General features: G+C 61.9%; 16 protein-coding genes and 1 tRNA gene. 2 read left to right on the forward strand and 15 right to left on the reverse strand.

Annotated features, from left to right (window positions below):
* Positions 1 to 503: 503 nt before the first annotated feature.
* A complete protein-coding gene (gene polA, locus M3B90_RS01065) occupies positions 504 to 3,188 on the reverse strand; it encodes a DNA polymerase I (RefSeq protein ID WP_259888199.1) in 2,685 nt (894 codons plus the stop codon).
* A gap of 25 nt (positions 3,189 to 3,213) precedes the next feature.
* Between polA and M3B90_RS01070 the strand changes: the two genes are divergently transcribed.
* Positions 3,214 to 3,678 (forward strand): PaaI family thioesterase, encoded by a 465-nt coding sequence (locus tag M3B90_RS01070; RefSeq protein WP_259888200.1) that lies wholly within the window; start codon positions 3,214 to 3,216, stop codon positions 3,676 to 3,678.
* Here M3B90_RS01070 and M3B90_RS01075 read toward each other — a convergent pair.
* Positions 3,675 to 4,313 carry an ANTAR domain-containing response regulator gene (locus M3B90_RS01075; RefSeq protein WP_259888201.1) on the reverse strand — a complete coding sequence of 213 codons (639 nt, stop codon included), beginning with the start codon at positions 4,311 to 4,313 and terminating at the stop codon, positions 3,675 to 3,677. The two genes, M3B90_RS01070 and M3B90_RS01075, sit on opposite strands and share 4 nt — an antisense overlap.
* Positions 4,314 to 4,519: 206 nt before the next feature.
* On the opposite strand from M3B90_RS01075, the gene M3B90_RS01080 reads away from it, so the two are divergent.
* Positions 4,520 to 4,601, forward strand: a tRNA-Leu gene (locus M3B90_RS01080).
* A 59-nt stretch (positions 4,602 to 4,660) separates the two neighbouring features.
* Here M3B90_RS01080 and pyk read toward each other — a convergent pair.
* From pyk to mihF, 13 genes are all read right to left on the reverse strand, one after another.
* Positions 4,661 to 6,139, reverse strand: a complete 1,479-nt coding sequence (gene pyk / locus M3B90_RS01085; RefSeq protein ID WP_259888202.1) for a pyruvate kinase — start codon at positions 6,137 to 6,139, stop codon at positions 4,661 to 4,663.
* A 142-nt stretch (positions 6,140 to 6,281) separates the two neighbouring features.
* A complete protein-coding gene (gene lgt, locus M3B90_RS01090; protein WP_259888203.1) occupies positions 6,282 to 7,220 on the reverse strand; it encodes a prolipoprotein diacylglyceryl transferase in 939 nt (312 codons plus the stop codon).
* Entirely contained in the window at positions 7,217 to 8,023 is an 807-nt protein-coding gene (trpA, locus tag M3B90_RS01095) for a tryptophan synthase subunit alpha (RefSeq protein WP_259888204.1), read from the reverse strand. The genes lgt and trpA overlap by 4 nt, the downstream gene beginning before the upstream one ends.
* Position 8,024: 1 nt before the next feature.
* The gene (trpB, locus tag M3B90_RS01100) at positions 8,025 to 9,296 is read right to left on the reverse strand and encodes a tryptophan synthase subunit beta (protein ID WP_259888205.1); all 1,272 of its coding nucleotides are present in this window, start codon (positions 9,294 to 9,296) and stop codon (positions 8,025 to 8,027) included.
* Positions 9,297 to 9,326: 30 nt separating this feature from the next.
* Positions 9,327 to 10,130 (reverse strand): indole-3-glycerol phosphate synthase TrpC, encoded by an 804-nt coding sequence (gene trpC, locus M3B90_RS01105; protein ID WP_259888206.1) that lies wholly within the window; start codon positions 10,128 to 10,130, stop codon positions 9,327 to 9,329.
* Positions 10,131 to 10,222: 92 nt separating this feature from the next.
* On the reverse strand, positions 10,223 to 10,450 hold the full coding sequence (locus M3B90_RS01110; RefSeq protein ID WP_259888207.1) for an HGxxPAAW family protein: 228 nt from the start codon (positions 10,448 to 10,450) through the stop codon (positions 10,223 to 10,225).
* A gap of 103 nt (positions 10,451 to 10,553) precedes the next feature.
* Complete coding sequence (locus tag M3B90_RS01115; RefSeq protein ID WP_259888208.1) at positions 10,554 to 11,177, reverse strand: Trp biosynthesis-associated membrane protein; 624 nt, start codon at positions 11,175 to 11,177, stop codon at positions 10,554 to 10,556.
* Positions 11,174 to 12,742 (reverse strand): anthranilate synthase component I, encoded by a 1,569-nt coding sequence (locus tag M3B90_RS01120; protein ID WP_259888209.1) that lies wholly within the window; start codon positions 12,740 to 12,742, stop codon positions 11,174 to 11,176. The genes M3B90_RS01115 and M3B90_RS01120 overlap by 4 nt, the downstream gene beginning before the upstream one ends.
* A 48-nt stretch (positions 12,743 to 12,790) precedes the next feature.
* A complete protein-coding gene (metK, locus tag M3B90_RS01125; protein ID WP_259888210.1) occupies positions 12,791 to 13,996 on the reverse strand; it encodes a methionine adenosyltransferase in 1,206 nt (401 codons plus the stop codon).
* 60 nt (positions 13,997 to 14,056) lie between these two features.
* Positions 14,057 to 15,319: a bifunctional phosphopantothenoylcysteine decarboxylase/phosphopantothenate--cysteine ligase CoaBC gene (coaBC, locus tag M3B90_RS01130; RefSeq protein ID WP_259888211.1), complete on the reverse strand. Its 1,263-nt coding sequence runs from the start codon at positions 15,317 to 15,319 to the stop codon at positions 14,057 to 14,059.
* A gap of 15 nt (positions 15,320 to 15,334) precedes the next feature.
* A complete protein-coding gene (rpoZ, locus tag M3B90_RS01135; protein ID WP_259888212.1) occupies positions 15,335 to 15,676 on the reverse strand; it encodes a DNA-directed RNA polymerase subunit omega in 342 nt (113 codons plus the stop codon).
* 114 nt (positions 15,677 to 15,790) lie between these two features.
* Positions 15,791 to 16,375 carry a guanylate kinase gene (gmk, locus tag M3B90_RS01140; RefSeq protein ID WP_259888213.1) on the reverse strand — a complete coding sequence of 195 codons (585 nt, stop codon included), beginning with the start codon at positions 16,373 to 16,375 and terminating at the stop codon, positions 15,791 to 15,793.
* Positions 16,375 to 16,701: an integration host factor, actinobacterial type gene (gene mihF / locus M3B90_RS01145; protein WP_259888214.1), complete on the reverse strand. Its 327-nt coding sequence runs from the start codon at positions 16,699 to 16,701 to the stop codon at positions 16,375 to 16,377. The genes gmk and mihF overlap by 1 nt, the downstream gene beginning before the upstream one ends.
* Positions 16,702 to 16,919 lie beyond the last annotated feature (218 nt).

Here is a 16,919-nt window from a genome sequence, read left to right on the forward strand (position 1 = left end):
CGCACAGGATTACCCACAAACTCCTCAGGCACCCCTCACCCACAAGACGCAACTGCCGCCCATCCGAGTAAATCGACTTCCTCGCCGACTCCACCTCCGCCATCCCCTCAATCGGCTGCCACGCACGACAACCCACCGAAAACTCCTCACTAAACACCGTCACAAGCGACACCTCATTCCAGCCCTGAAACGCATACCGCATCGACGCATCCCACCGCGGAATAGGCCAACCAAGAAACGACGTCGTCAACACCGTTCCATCCCCAAAAACCCACCGAAACTTCACCGACGTCGCCCGCATTACCGACATTTGGCTACGTCAATCCAAGGTGGGGTGGAGGGGATGATGCTCGAAAGCGATCGGGGTCTTTCAGTTCGGAAGGCGGAAACTGGAGAGAGCAGCACCCACGGGGCGCTAGATCTGAGGAATGACCGGAGATTAATCGTCGCCCACGAGACTCAAACCCCCACAACCTCTATGCAATGCGGCGAGTCGACGTGAGTTAGTGGGCGGCTTCGAGCCACGTCTGGCCGACGCCGACCGAAACATCCATCGGCACGGCAAGTTCGTAGGCGCCTTCCATGCCCTCGCGCACGATCTCGCTCACGAGATCAAGCTCGCCGGGAGCGACGTCGACGATGAGTTCGTCGTGCACCTGGAGCACGAGACGCGAGGCAGCTTCGGCCTTTCTTAGACCGTGGTCGACGCGGAGCATCGCAAGCTTGATGATGTCGGCTGCGGTGCCCTGGATGGGAGAGTTGAGCGCCACACGCTCGGCGTTTTCGCGCCGCTGGCGGTTATCGCTCGTGAGTTCGGGCAGATAGCGCCGACGCCCGAGAAGCGTTTCGGTGTAGCCGAGAGAGCGCGCCTTCTCCACGCTTTCGTGGAGGTAGGTTTGTACCCCGCCGAAGCGCTCAAAGTACTGCTCGCGCAGCGCCTTCGCTTCACCTTGGGAAATGTGAAGTTGGCGCGAAAGACCGAACGCGGAAAGACCGTAGGCAAGTCCATAGCTCACGGCCTTGGTCTTGGACCGCTCCTCACTCGTCACCTGGTCGACGGGCGTGCCAAAGACTTGAGAAGCAACGAAGTTGTGGAGGTCTTCGCCGTCGCGGAAGGCTTGAATGAGCCCTTCATCGCCGGAGAGGTGCGCCATGATGCGCATCTCAATCTGAGAATAGTCAGCTGTAAGAAGCGTTTCGAAGCCTTCGCTCGCATGGAAAGCTCCGCGGATTTGACGTCCGGCCTCAGTGCGGGCGGGGATGTTCTGAAGATTCGGGTTGGAGGAGGCAAGGCGGCCAGTCGCGGCAATGTTCTGCGAGAGCGTCGTGTGAATACGCCCCGAATCCGTCACAGACTTGCGCAGCGTCTCGATGATCTGACGCAGCTTTGTGACATCGCGATGTTCGAGAAGTGCCTGGAGGAAGGGGTGGCCCGTCTTGACGTAAAGATCGGTGAGCGATTCCGCGTCAGTCGAGTACCCTGTTTTGGTCTTGCGCGTAGGAGGCATTCCGAGTCGGTCGAACAACACAGTTTGCAGCTGCTTCGGTGAACCGAGGTTGATCTCCTCGCCGCCGATCTCGGCAAAGGCGCGCGCCGCGACCTCCGACTGCCGCTCCTCGTGCATGGCGTCGAGCCGGTCAAGCTCGCTCGCGTCCACGGCGATACCCGCCGCTTCCATTTCGGTCAGCACACGCGAAAGCGGAAGTTCGAGCTCATCGTGAATGTCGCGAGTCTCGTGAGCATCCATATCCCTCGCGAGAATGGGAGTCAGACGGTACTCTGCTCGCGCGCGGCCCAAAAGATCCTCGTGCAGAGCCCCTGGTGTGGGCTTCTTCTCGAGCTCCGGAAACTCCTCGTGGAGGTGGCGCATGGCGAGCCCAGCGACGTCCGCGGGGCGCTGACCCGGCCTGCAAAGGAACTCCGCTAGCGAGAGATCGACTTCGAGTCCCCGGAGCTTAAAGCCCGCACCTCGCAGCACATGCGCGAGTTCCTTGGAATCCAGAGTCCACTTCGGAATCACCGAATTGCTGAGCCACCTCGCAAGCGCGCGCCGGTCCTCGTCGTTCATCGATGACTCTGCGATATCGAGGGTCGCACTTGCCGTCGCAATCACGAGGCCGAGAAACTCGGAGGCGCCGTGCGCCCAGGTACCGTCGGCCTCAAGAGCGCCGCCAAGCGCGGCGTGCTCCGAAAGAAGCGCACCGAGCTGCCCCTCTTCCACCTGAAGCACCGGGAGGGTCGGATTCGCGACGATCGGCTGAGCTTCGTCGGCTTCAGCGGCGTCGTCAGGGAGGAGACCTTCAGGAATATCGCGACGGATACCTGGGCCGAACGCGAGCTCATCAAAACACTCGTTGATCGCAACTCGGTCGCCGCGACCGAGCACGTACGCGTCAAAGTCGCGAGGGAGGTCGAGGTCCCGAACTGCTTCGTTCATGCGGCGATTGCGCACGACATCCTCGACGTGATCGCGAAGCGATTGACCAGCTTTGCCTTTGATCTCCTCGCGGTGCTCGAGGATGCCTTCAAGCGAACCGTAGAGCCCAATCCACTTCGCCGCCGTCTTCGGCCCTACCCCGGGTACGCCCGGAAGGTTATCGGCGCTCTCCCCCACGAGCGCTGCAAGATCCGGGTAGAGCTTCGGTGGAACGAGGTACTTCTCCTCGACCGCCTCGGGGGTCATGCGGCGAAGTTCCGTCACGCCTTTCACGGGCTGCAGGAGAGTAATCGATTCATCGACGAGCTGGATCGCATCTCGATCGCTCGTCACAAGGAGCGGTTCCACTCCCGCGTCCTTCGCGTAGGTCGCGATAGTGGCGACAATGTCGTCCGCCTCATAATCCTCAACGGTGAAGTGCGCGACCCCCATCGCGTCGAGGACCTGCTGGATGAGGGCGACCTGCCCCTTGAATGCTTCGGGCGTGGCGTCGCGCCCACCCTTATATTCGCTATAAATCCGGTCGCGGAAAGTACCACCAGGAAGATCGAACGCAACCGCCATGTGCGTGGGCTTTTCGTTCTTGATGATGTTAAAAATCATGCGGCACAAGCCGTATACGGAGTTCGTGGCCTGCCCGGCGCTATTCACGAAGGACTCGGGAGGCAGCGCAAAGAAGGCACGGAAGGCCATCGCATGGCCATCAATCACAACGATGCGCTTCTCGGACGCGTTTTTGATCTCGCTCATGCCTTAAGTGTGTCACGCTAGGCGAATGGACACGAACGCATGCGAGGCGACCGGCACACAAAATACACTCGAAAAGGCACGCGCGTCGCTGATCGGCACGCTGTGCGAACGAATGGGCATGCAGGTTCTCGCTGTCTCTGCTTCCGAAGCGAAGCTCAGTATGCCCGTGGCCCCGAATCGCCAGCCGCACGGGCTCCTCCACGGTGGCGCGACGATCGCGCTCGCCGAAACTGCCATATCGCTCGCCGCGCACATCCATGCCGAAGAGCTCTACGGACAGGGCTCCGCAGCCGTCGGAACGTCGTTCAGCGCGACCCATCATGCACCCGCGCGCGAGGGCGAAGTCCAGATCACCGCACGCGCCGAACATCTCGGTCGCACAAGTGCGAGCTACCTCGCCCACGTATACCGCGAGGACGGCACTCTTGTGAGCACCGTCCTCGGGAGTACGCGACTTCTTCCGCCGCGTGAGGAAAGCCCTGCGCGCTAGTCCTTTTGAGGGCCGAGCTGGTCGATGACCGCATCGGCAACTTCGCGCATGGTGAGCCGGCGGTCCATCGACGTCTTCTGGATCCAACGGAACGCATCCGGCTCGCTCAGGTTCATGTTGGTCTGCAGTAGACCTTTCGCGCGATCCACGCGCTTACGGGTCTCGAAGCGCTCCTCGAGGTCGCGGATCTCCTCGTTGAGCGACGTGATCTGCTGGTAGCGAGAAAGCGCGATCTCGATGGCGGGAAGCAGATCGTTCGGTGTGAAGGGCTTGACCACGAACGCCATCGCGCCGGCATCCCGCGCACGCTCCACAAGCTCTTGCTGCGAGAACGCCGTGAGCATCACGACGGGGGCGAGGTGCTCCTTGCCAATCGCCTCCGCAGCGGACACGCCGTCCATCTGCGGCATCTTCACATCCATCACGACGATATCGGGGCGAAGTTCGCGCACTTTCTCCACTGCACTCGCGCCATCGCCAACGGCGGCGACAACCTCGTAGCCCGCCTCGGTGAGCGTCTCAACGATATCCATGCGAATGAGGCTCTCGTCCTCAGCCACAACAGCCGTGCGTGCCACGAGCCCGGAATCCTGTTCCTGCTCGGTGCTCTCTTCCACAGCCTCGTTCTCGTTCATGGCATCCAATCTTTCGCCTGTTTATTGATGGTCGTGTGGCTTGTGTGCCTTACTCCATAGTGCAACACACGAGCGCCCTCAGCAGCATTGGCACGTGCTCTCCACGATATTAGTCACGTGTGACGTGTGAGGGCCGAGCCAGAGCCGGTTAGGCAAGCCCGAGCTCGTTGGTTATTCTATAGGTCGTGCCGAAATCAGGGCACACGGCCGGGTTGGCGGAATTGGTAGACGCGGCGCACTCAAAATGCGTTGTCTTCGGACGTACGGGTTCGAGTCCCGTACCCGGTACTGAAGAAGGGTGGGGAGCATGCGCTCCCCACCCTTTGCTATGCAGCGTTTTTCGCGGCTCAGGCCTCCGGAATAGCCTTGCCCTGGGCAATACGGTCCGCTTCCACGCGTGCCGCTTCGGTGCCGTCGAGGTCGCCGATGCGGTGAACGCGCAGGGTGTTGGTCGAGCCATGAACGCCCGGGGGCGATCCGGCAGCGATAATCACGAGGTCGCCGGGCTGCAGGCCCTTCTTCTCACGCAAAAGCTCATCCACGACCTTCACCATTTCGTCGGTGTTGGTCTGCATTTCAACGTGATGCGCTTCGATGCCCCAGCTAAGCGAAAGCTGATGCTGCACCTTCTCGTACGGCGTGAGCGCCAAAAGAGGGATGGTTGGGCGTAGGCGCGAAAGGCGGCGAGCGGTGTCGCCAGACTCCGTGAAGGTCACGAGGTACTGCGCCGAGAGCTGATCGCCGATTTCGGCAGCGGCGCGCGTAATCGCTCCGCCGCGAGTGTGCGGAATAGTGCCGAGTTCGGAAATGCGGTCGGCACCGTTCTCCTCGGTGTTCGTCACAATGCGCGCCATGGTGCGCACAGCCTCGAAGGGGAAGGCGCCGACGGAGGTCTCGCCCGAAAGCATGACCGCGTCCGCACCGTCGAGAATGGCATTCGCACAGTCGGATGCCTCAGCGCGGGTCGGGCGCGGGTTCGTAATCATCGACTCGAGCACCTGGGTGGCGACGATGACGGGCTTTGCGTTGCGACGCGCGAGCTCAATCGTGCGCTTCTGCACGAGCGGAACCTGCTCGAGGGGAAGCTCAACGCCGAGGTCGCCGCGGGCAACCATGATGCCGTCGAACGCACCAACGATGCCACGCAGTGCGCGCACCGCCTGAGGCTTCTCGATCTTGGCGATCACGGGGAGACGGATGCCTTCCTCGTCCATCACTCGGTGCACGTCTTCAATGTCGTGTGCATCGCGCACGAAGCTCAGAGCAATGAGGTCCGCGCCGAGGTGAAGACCCCAGCGGAGGTCAGCGATGTCCTTTTCGCTCATCGCGGGAACCGAGACCGCAACGCCAGGGAGGTTGATGCCCTTGTTGTTCGAAACGGGACCGGGAACCTCGACGACCGTCTTGACATCGGTATCGGTAACCTCCACGACGCGAACGCCGACCTTGCCGTCATCGATAAGGAGGGTGTCACCGGGGCGGCAGTCGCCTGGCAGACCTTTGAAGGTCGTGCTTACGCGCTCCTTGGTGCCCACGATGTCCTCGGTCGTGATCGTGAAGACATCGCCAACAGCGAGCTCATGAGGGCCATCCTCGAACTTGCCGAGGCGGATCTTTGGGCCCTGGAGGTCAACGAGGACGGCGACGTTCTTACCGAGGTCCTCAGAAGCCTTGCGAATGTTGGCGTACACCGCTTCGTGGTCCGCGTAGGTTCCATGGCTGAGGTTCATGCGGGCGACGTTCATACCCGATTCGATAAGCGTGCGGATCTGCTCGTATGAGTTCGTTGCAGGTCCCAATGTGCACACAATTTTTGCTTTACGCATGTCTACCCATCTGTAGCTATGAGAGGCGGGACCCACGCGCACCGTGTGCTCGGGTGCGAGCGCACGAAAGGCGCGGGTCGCATCGCCGAGATCCATCTCTCACCCTACAATTAAGTAATCGGGACCACTCACAGTTTCGGCCCTATTTCGCGGGCGTTTTCGAATTTTCCCCCTGGTCAGGGCCTGCTGCCCCCAAAACATCAGCCTTCTGCCTCGCCTCGGGCCGCGGGAGGGGTTTGCCGTCGATGGAGTCGTAGGCTCCGCGCGCCTCCCCCTTGCTCCTCGCCCGCTTCGTAAGCCAAAGGAACACGGCGACAGCGATGAGCCCCGTGATGATGTAGATGACCATGTGAATACGAAGACCGAAAACCATGGTGGAGGGCTCGGTTCGCATGGTTTCCATGATCGTACGACCCACGGAGTAGGCAATGACGTACATGAGAAAAATGCGCCCGCCCGCAACCTTGAAACGCTTCGCGAGAAGAAGCACAACGACGCACGCCGCAAGATTCCACAAACCTTCGTAAAGGAAGGTGGGTTGGTAGGTGCCAGGCACGCAGCCAATGATGGTTCTCCCGTTGGTTTCGCACGTCACCTCGAGCGCCCACGGCAGGGTGCTAGGTTCACCGTGGAGCTCCTGGTTCGCCCAGTTGCCGAGGCGCCCTATTGCTTGTGCAACAAAAAGGGTCGGCGCAATCGAATCGGCAAGTGCGAGGAACTGGACTCCCTTGTGGCGAGCCATGAAGAACGCCGCGATACCGCCGCCCGCGACCGCACCCCAAATCCCGAGGCCTCCCTCCCACATGCGAAGTGCGCTCAGAGGGTCCTTTCCAGGGCCAAAGTAATCTGGGATGTTCACGACCACGTGATACATGCGGGCACCAATAATACCCGCGATGATCGTGACGAAAACAATGTCAAAGTAATCGTCGCGGTCGCCGTCGCGTGCGGTCCAGCGCTTGAGCGACCACCAGTAGGCGATCGCAATACCCGTGAGAATGAAGAGCGCATAGAAGTGAACCGTGATCGGCCCGAGGCTAAACGAACTTATCGGCGGGCTTGGAATAGTCGCGGAAATCATGCGCGCGCCTCCTCAATTCCAGTGCGAAATTCTCGTGCGAGGGCTTCGATTGAACGGAGCCCCTCCGACGGCGTCTGCGCTTCAAGGAGCCTCCTCACGAAGGCGCTTCCAACGATCACTCCGTCAGCATAGGCACCCACTTCCGCGGCCTGCGCGCCGTTCGACACGCCGAGGCCTACGCATACGCGTTCCGCACCGGCGTCGCGGGTGCGCTCCACGAGGGTTCTTGCGGCCTCCCCAACACTCGAGCGCAGGCCCGTGACCCCCATAGTGGATGCCGCGTACACAAATCCCGTGCTCGATTTCGTCACGAGCCGCAGCCGCTTTTCGGGGGAGCTGGGGGCGGCGAGGAAGATTCGCTCGACACCGCGCGTTCGCGAGGCCGCGATCCACTCGCCGCCGGAATCGGGAGTGAGATCCGGGGTGATGACTCCCGCGCCACCCGCAGCAGCAAGGTCGCGCGCAAACGCCTCAAGTCCATACTTGAGAATCGGGTTGTAGTAGCTCATCACGAGGAGGGCAGCGTCGAGGTCATTCAGAGAGTCGATTGCACGCATGACATCGACGGGGCGCGTTCCTTGCGCAAGTGCGAGGTCTGCGGCCTCTTGGATCACGGGACCGTCCATGACCGGATCCGTGTAGGGAATCCCGAACTCGATTGCGTCAACTCCCGAACCCACGAGGGCGCGAACAGCCTCGACGCTCCCCTCGAAGCTTGGAAAGCCCACGGGAATGTACGCCACGAGAGCGGCACGCCCCTCCCTTGTGGCGCGGTCGATCACCTCTGCAGAAAGATGCCGCATGTTAGTTCCCTTCTTCGCGTGCAAGTGCCGATCGGATCCGTTCTTTAATCTCTTCGAGATCTGCACGCTTCTCATCGCCGATAAGCCCAAACCACCTCGAGGCGGTCGTGACGTCTTTGTCTCCACGGCCCGAAAGATTTGCGATGATCACCGCATCTTCGCCGAGCTCGCGCCCGAGGGAGAGGGCGCCAGCGAGGGCGTGTGCGGATTCGAGCGCGGGCATGATGCCTTCTGCCATCGAGAGGAGTGCGAAGGCTTCCATCGCTTCGGAGTCGTTGATTGCGCGGTATTCCGCGCGGCCGGTGTCGGCCAGATAGGAATGTTCGGGGCCCACACTCGGGTAGTCAAGCCCCGCGCTCACGGAATGCGATTCAATGGTTTGGCCGTCTTCATCTTGCATGACATAAGAACGAGCCCCGTGCAAAACGCCGGGGCTGCCAGCACCGATCGTTGCGGAGTGTGCGCCAGATTCAATGCCTGAACCGCCGGCCTCGCACCCAACGATGCGCACCGAGGGATCTTCAAGGAAGGCATGGAAAAGCCCCATGGCGTTTGATCCGCCACCCACGCACGCCACGATCGCATCGGGAAGGCGGCCGGCTTGCGCGATCACTTGTGCGCGCGCCTCGCGACCGATCATCGCGTGGAACTCGCGAACCATGGTCGGATACGGGTGGGGCCCAGTCACCGTCCCGAGAAGGTAGTGCGTCGTTTCAACGTTGGTGACCCAATCGCGAAAAGCCTCGTTGATGGCGTCCTTGAGAGTCCGAGACCCGTGAGCCACAGGGATCACCTCCGCCCCCAGCAATCGCATGCGAGCAACGTTGAGTGCCTGGCGTTCGGTATCGACTTGCCCCATGTAAATAGTGCACTCGAGACCGAGCAGCGCCGCTGCCGTGGCGGTCGCAACGCCGTGCTGTCCTGCGCCGGTTTCGGCAATGACGCGGGTCTTGCCCATTCGCTTGGTGAGCAACGCCTGCGCGAGCACATTGTTGATCTTGTGGCTTCCCGTGTGGTTCAGGTCCTCGCGCTTAAGGAAGATTCGGGCACCGCCTGCGAGGGCAGAAAACCGGGGCACTTCCGTGAGCAGCGACGGGCGGCCCGTGTACTCGCGGTTGAGACGGTCGAGGTCCCGCATGAAAGTCGGGTCAGCTTTGGCCTCGTGCCACGCCTCGGTGAGCTCGTCAAGTGCGGGAATGAGCGCCTCGGGGAGGAACCTCCCGCCAAACTCGCCAAAGAAAGGGCCGTCCTCGGGGGTAAATGTACCGGGCATTGTCTCTCCTCCTACATTCCGCAGCATGCGTTAGCTCTGCGCGCGTCCTCGTCGCTCAACGCTGCTAAATTCGCGCGCGGACTCTCGTGGATCCGCGTGACGCACAAGCGCTTCGCCCACGAGAACGGCGTCCGCGCCCGCGCGGGCATAAGCCTCGACATCGGCCAGCGCCGCGACGGCCGACTCCCCCACGGCGAGGCGATCGGCAGGGATCTCCCTGAGAAGCGAGCACGCATATTCGAGGTTGACCTCAAGCGTCTTGAGGTTTCGAGCATTCACACCAATGAGGTCGGCTTCGCTCGCGAGCGCCCGCTCGAGTTCCTGTGGCGTGTGCGCCTCGACGAGCACGCGCATGCCAAGGGAACGCGCGAGGGAGTAGAAATGCTGGAGCTGGGCGTCGCTCAGAGCCGCAACAATGAGCAGCACGATGTCGGCCCCGTGCGCACGCGCCTCGAAGATCTGGTAGTCCTCGATCATGAAGTCCTTGCGCAAAACGGGAATGTCAACCCGCTCCCGAACGGCATCAAGATCGAAAAGGGAACCCCCGAACCGACGCTTTTCCGTGAGAACGCTGATCGCAGTGGCCCCACCGCTCGCATACGCGTGCGCGAGCTTCGCGGGATCGGGGATGTCTGCAAGCGCGCCCTTCGACGGGGATGAGCGCTTGACCTCCGCGAAAAGCCCGAGCTCAGCGCGGGAGCGAAGACACTCAACCACGTCGAGAGCGGGCGTCGCCTCTCGAGCAAGACGCTCGATGTCGGCCGCGCAAACGTCGGACTTCCGCTGCTTAAGATCCTCACGCACCCCGGTGATGATCTCGTCAAGAACGCTCACGCGCAGCCCTCCTCATGTGCTTGAGCCAAAAGGTGAAATCACAACGCCCTGCGCGACGAGGATGGCTTCGACCAGGGCGAGGAAGGCCAACGTTAGCGCTTGGCCTTCTGGCCGAAGCCTGCGGCACGGAGGATGAAGCCAGCCACGAGGGCGAGCACTACCGAGCCCACGCCAACGAGAAGAAGAACGCTCTGCCCCGTGATCATGCCCAGCGCGAAAAGAACAGCGCCGAGCAGCACGAACGCCGAAAAGGTCCACGCGGCAACGGTTTTGCCTTCATTTTGCGGCGGGGCGGGGGGAACGAGGTAGGTCTTCGGCATTCTTCACTCCGGTAAAAATCGACTCTGAGGCGTCATAGCGAACTTTCGCATCATTCCGCGACAATCATTGTGCCATGTTTCCAGGCGAGAGATCTCGAGCTTCTCATGGCTCGTGGTGCTTGTCGCTTGGATCTTCACCGAGACTCAGCAAGTCCCAGGCTTCGGCGTCCGTATGCGCGGTCGCTTGCGTGGCCTCCTCAGCTCGGCTCGGTAGAGGGCGGGTGTACCGGGATCGGGTCGCTGCGCCGTTTTGCTCTCGAGTGCGCGCGAGCAGAAGGCCCCCCATCGCCGCCACGAGCACCCCGCAGCCGATTGACACCCATACGGGCCACGCCGCCGACGCATCGACGGGCGCATTCACACTACCTGTGGCCTCGAGGGCGGCACTCGAAGCAGCACGAGCCGGATCGAGTGCGACGAGCGCGCCGCCCGCGATAATGCCGATACCCGCGAGAGACGACACGAGAGCGCATGCGAGGGCAAGACCGCGCCGCGAAAGACTGAGAGCACCCGCAGACGCGAGAGCCACGAGCGCACACGCGAGCGAAAGCGGCGAAGCCTTTGCGCCCGCGATGCTGAGCTCCGCAACATTCCCCGCGAGCCCTATCGTCTCTCCCTCTACCCACGTTGGCTGCGTGAGGAGGGCAGCTCCTCCCCCGGCCGCCACGAGAGCGAGCACAAGCGGGGTACGAGACCGGGTACGGTCCGACGCTTGCCCGGCAATCACTGCTTCCTCAGCGTTTCGGCGCTCGCGACCGCGCGTTCAGCGGCGGCGGCTTTGGAAAGCGACTCGCGGTGCTCCATCGTGGGATCCGAATCTGCAACCACTCCGCCACCGGCTTGCACGTGCGCTCGGCCGCCTTTCATCACGGTCGTGCGGATCGCGATAGCCATATCGAGGTCTCCCGCGAAATCCACGTACCCCACGGTACCGCCGTAAATTCCTCGCGAAACGGGTTCGAGCTCGTCGATAATCTGCATCGCTCGCGGCTTGGGAGCACCCGTCAGGGTTCCCGCGGGGAAAGTCGCGGTGAGCGCGTCAAAGGCACTCATGCCATCCTCAAGCGTGCCTGTGACCGACGAAATCATGTGCATGATGTGGGAGTACTTCACGACATCCATAAAGTCGCGCACGATCACGCTGCCGGGTTTGCACACCTTTTGTAGGTCGTTGCGACCGAGGTCCACGAGCATGAGATGCTCGGAACGGTCCTTGGGATCGGCAAGGAGCTCGGCCTTGATGCGCTCATCTTCACCTGTGTCGACTCCACGAGGCCGCGAGCCTGCAATAGGATGCGTACTCACCAAGCGCCCTCGCACGGTCACGAGGGTCTCGGGGCTCGCCCCGACGACGTCGATCGGTGTGCCATCGCCGTCGTGGGCGCGAACAAGAAACATGTACGGCGAAGGATTGAGCCGTCGAAGCACCCGGTATACGTCGAGGGGATCCGCGCCCGTCACCTGTGTGTGGCGCTGTGATGGCACAACTTGAAAGATCTCGCCGTCGATGATGTTCTCAATAGCCTTGTCGACCGCCTTCTCAAACGCTGTTTGGCTCGTACGGGCTGTGCTGTCAGGGCTGTTCACGTTCGTGTAGACGACGGGGTTCGTATCGATGTTTGCGCGGAGCGATTTGCGCATCGTTTCGATCCGCTCGAGTGCTGCGTCGTAGGCCTGCTCCGCGCCGTTTTCTTCACCGTTGAGGTTGAGTGCGTTCGCCACGAGAAGGACGGTTGCATCAGTGTGGTCATAAACGGCAACGTCCTCGGCGAGGAGCATGCATAGCTCGGGCGTGCCGATTTCATCGACAGGCTTGTGCGGGAGCTTTTCAAGTCGGCGCACCGCATCGTAGCTCACAAAACCCACGAGTCCGCCCGTAAACGGCGGAAGGTGGTCAATGCGCGAGGACTTGAATGCGGCTGCAGTTGCCCTGAGTGCCTCGAGCGGGTCTCCGGACGTGGGAACATTCGCGGGGGCATCCCCGAACCAACGTGCCTCGCCGTCTTTCTCCGTGAGCGAGGCGCGCGCCTTAACCCCGATAATCGACCAGCGCGAATCTTCGCCCTGACCCGCAGACTCAAGTAGGAAGCTGCCCGCGGGGCCCGCGGGCGCCGTGAGCTTTCGATACAGGGAAATCGGCGTGTCCTGATCGGCGAGGAGCCGCATCACGACGGGAACGATGCGCTGGGTACGAGCGAGGGCGAGGAAGGATTCACGATCCGGCCACACCTCCCCGAGCTTTGCGCCCTCAAGGCCCCGCACCGATTCGGGGTAAATAACGCGCTCTCCCACGCGCTCTCCTTTCCACGTTACGCCGCGAATACCTCGCGGGTATCTGCGCTAGAGCGCTCGCGTGAGCTCCTCGGCTCTGTTCGTCTTTTCCCATTCGAATTCGGGAAGGGGGCGACCAAAGTGTCCGAACACCGAGGTCTTTCGGTAAATCGGACGCAAGAGATCTAGCTCCTCGACGATCGCCTGGGGGCGGAGGTCGAACACCTTCTCGATCGCTCGCGCGAGCTGATGCTCGGGCACCTTTCCCGTTCCGAACGTTTCGACATAGAGGCCCACGGGTGCGGCGCGGCCAATCGCGTACGCCACTTGAATTTCGCACCGCTCAGCAAGACCCGCAGCGACAACGTTCTTCGCGACCCAACGCAGCGCATAGGCTGCGCTGCGGTCGACCTTCGAGGGGTCCTTTCCCGAGAAGGCGCCGCCGCCGTGCCGCGCCATGCCACCGTACGTGTCAACGATGATCTTTCGGCCCGTGAGGCCAGCATCCCCCTTTGGGCCGCCCACGACGAAGCGCCCGGTGGGATTGATGTGCTTCTTGACCGCGCTGATATCAAGGCCGAGCTCAGCGAGTTCCTCGAGAACCGGTTGGATCACAACGCGAGAGATCGCCTCGGTAAGCAGACCGGCAACATCGACATCCTCCGCATGCTGACTCGAAACGACAACGGCGTTGACGCTACGCGCGACAAAGTCGTCGTCATAGCCGATCGTGACCTGCGACTTCCCATCGGGGCGAAGGTATGGAAGCACGCCGTCGCGGCGCGCGTTCGAAAGGTTCTGGGCGAGCTTGTGGGCCGCGTAGATCGGCAGCGGCATGAGATCCTTCGTATCCGTGCACGCATAACCAAACATCAACCCCTGATCGCCTGCACCGAGTTGAAAGCCCTGTTCGATGCTTCCGCCCTTGAATTCTTCAGAATTATCCACACCAAGTGCGATGTCGGCTGACTGCGAACCGATGGACACCTCGATGCCACACGAATCGGCGTCGAAACCCTTTTCTGACGAGTCGTAGCCGATAGTGCGGATCACGTCCCGCACGATCGAGTTCACGTCGCTATAGCCTTCGGTGCGCACCTCGCCGGCAACGTGCACGAGGCCGGTTGTCACGAGCGTCTCGACCGCGACTCGGGAGTTGAGGTCCTGCGCGATCATGTCATCGAGAATCGCGTCGGAAATCTGATCGCAGATTTTATCTGGATGCCCCTCCGTAACTGATTCGGAGGTGAAGTACCGCAAGTCGTTGAGTGTCATGTGCTGCCTTTTCGACGATTTCGACGATAAAAGTGAAGAGAGTGGGGCAACGCTCTGGCGCTAGCCGTGGTCGCGTGTCAGGAGCTCGGCAACGTGATCGAGCATCGCGTGAGAGACCTCGTCCTTGGATCCCGACGCTGCGCCGATGATCTCGCCGTGCGCGTCAAGGAACGTGAGTTCATTGCGATCCGATCCGAACGCGTTCTCGCTTACATCGTTGAAGGCAAGGAGATCTGCGCCCTTCGCCTGCGCCTTGCGCTTCGCGTGCGCGAGGGCGTTCGTGTGCTCGTCCCCTGTCTCAGCCGCGAACCCGCAGATCACACGCGGGCGTTGACCCGGCGCACGACGCTCCACGAGACCGCGCAGGATGTCTTCCGTCTCCGTGAGGTGCAGAGTAAGACCCGATTCGTCTTCGCGTTTTTTGATCTTGCTCTCCGATGTTTCTGGCGTGAAATCGGAAACGGCGGCGGCCATGATGAGCGCGTCTGCTTCCCCCTCAAGCCTGCGCACTGCCGAGGAAAGATCCGCCGCAGATTCCACTCGAACGACTTCTACGCCCGCGGGCGGCTCAACGCTCGCGCCGGCAAGCACGAGCGTCACACGAGCACCGCGCACGTACGCCCCGCGCGCGAGCGCCGTTCCTTGCTTGCCGCTCGAATGATTCGTGAGCACGCGCACCGGATCGAGTTCCTCGCGGGTTCCGCCGGCGGTGATCACCACATGGGAGCCTTCGAGATCGCGTGCGCGTTCCCCCGATGCGAGAACCGATTGGGTGAACTGAACGATGGCTTCGGGCTCGGGCAGTCGCCCCACGCCCGTATCCCTACCGGTGAGGCGGCCGCTTGCAGGCTCAATGACGTGAACGCCACGGGAGCGGAGAACATCAATGTTCTCGCGAGTCGCGGGATGTTCCCACATTTCAGTGTGCATTGCGGGAGCGAGGATCACGGGGGCCCGGGTAACGAGTAGCGAAGCCGTGAGGAGGTCGTCGGCGCTTCCCATACGTGCTCGCGCAATAAAGTCTGCCGTCGCAGGGACCACAAGGATGGCGTCAGCTTCCTGGCCGAGACGCACGTGTGCAACCGAGTCGACATCCTCAAAGACCGATGTCCGCACGGGATTATGGCTGAGCGCTTCCCACGTGGCAGTTCCAACGAATTCAAGCGAGCTCTGCGTGGGAACGACGCGCACATCGGCGCCGCGCTCAGTCAGCCCACGCACAACATGCGCGGCCTTATACGCGGCAATGCCCGCACACACCCCTACGATGACGCGAATCCCGTCAAGGGGACCTCGCGGCACCGAGGAGGGCGATGCGGGCATCGTCAGCGCCTCGATCTAGAGATTGAAGTCAATGGGTACCTCGGGGGCGTCGTCCCCGAGCGTCAGCGGCTCACGTGCGGGAGGCTTCGGAGCGTTCTCGTCGATCTCCTTGGCCTCGAGCAGACCTTCGTCGATCTCGCGAAGAGCGATCGAGAGCGGCTTCTCCTGAGGCTCGGTGTCAACCAGCGGGCCGACGTGCTCGAGGAGGCCGTCTTCGACCTGCGAGTAGTAACCATTAATCTGACGGGCACGCTTCGCCGAGTACAGAACGAGTGCGTACTTTGAATCGACTGCCTCGAGGAGACGGTCGATCGGCGGGTTGGTGATGCCTTCGGGCTGGGCTACAGTTCCAGGCACGAAACGTCCCTTCCTAGTGTGAAGTCAGATGTTGGCGCTCCGACATTACGAACGCGCAAGGTCTCAGTTTACCTGAAACGAGTCCAGAACGGTGGGCGAGAGCGGTGATGTCATTCACGCGTGGTCAAGTCCAGCCTCGCGCGCGAGCGCGCCAACCGCCTCGTCGAGGTCATCGTTCACGATCGTCACGTCGAACTCACTCTCGGCAGCCATCTCCACTCGCGCGGTGGCGAGACGGCGCTCCTGCTCCTCCGGGGGCTCCGTGCCGCGCCCCACGAGGCGTTCCACGAGAACCTCCCAGCTTGGAGGAGCAAGGAACACGGAATGCGCGCCAGGCATCGTACGTCGCACTTGTCGCGCGCCGTCAAGGTCGATCTCGAGGATTACGGAGCGGCCTTCCGCGCGTGCCGCTTCCACCGCGCTCCTGGGCGTGCCGTACCTATGCTGACCGTGCACAATCGCCCATTCGAGCATGTCGCCGCGATCAATCGCCGCATCGAATTGCTCGGGGCTCCAGAAAAAGTAGTGAACCCCATCAACCTCGCCAGGTCGCGGCTTCCGCGTGGTTGCCGACACCGAGAGGTAGACATCGGGGTACCGCTCGAGAAGCCTGCGAGTCACCGTCCCCTTTCCCACCGCGGTTGGGCCGGCGACGACAACGACGCGCCCGGGCTTCTCGTCGGCCGAATCGGCCGGCATCACTCTGCGAAGTGCTGAATGAGCTTTTCCGCTTGGTGGCGGCCAAGACCACGCATCTTGCGCGAGGGAGAAATGCCGATTTCTTCCATGATCTGCGAGGCCTTGACCTTGCCGATACCCGGGAGGGACTCGAGCATTGCGGAAACCTTGAGTCGGGCAACGGCTTCGCTTGTCTTCGCTTCTTCGAGAAGCTTCGCGATTTCTTCACCGCGGTTGCCGGTCGAGTTCTTGAGGCGGTTCTTCACCTCAGCACGCTCCTGGCGGAGCTGTGCGGCCTTCTCGAGTGCGGCCTTGCGCGCTTCGGGGGTCAAAGTGGGGAGAGCCACGTGTCTACCTCTTCAATCTATCGGTGGGCGTTCGCCCATTCTCGTGGGGTTTCACAACGAAACACCCAGAAAACCTGAACGCTCCTCCGCTTTGCGGGCCGCCTACGACGAGCAAACCGCTCGGCTCGGAGCTACGTATAGAGTTACCCACCAAGTTGATAAAGTCTTGAAGAACGCTGAAACGATGCAAAGGTCGCGGCACAAACCCCTGGCTGACC

Origin of the sequence: Dermabacter sp. p3-SID358 (genome assembly GCF_025147465.1) — a bacterium.
Classification (GTDB): Bacteria; Actinomycetota; Actinomycetes; order Actinomycetales; family Dermabacteraceae; genus Dermabacter.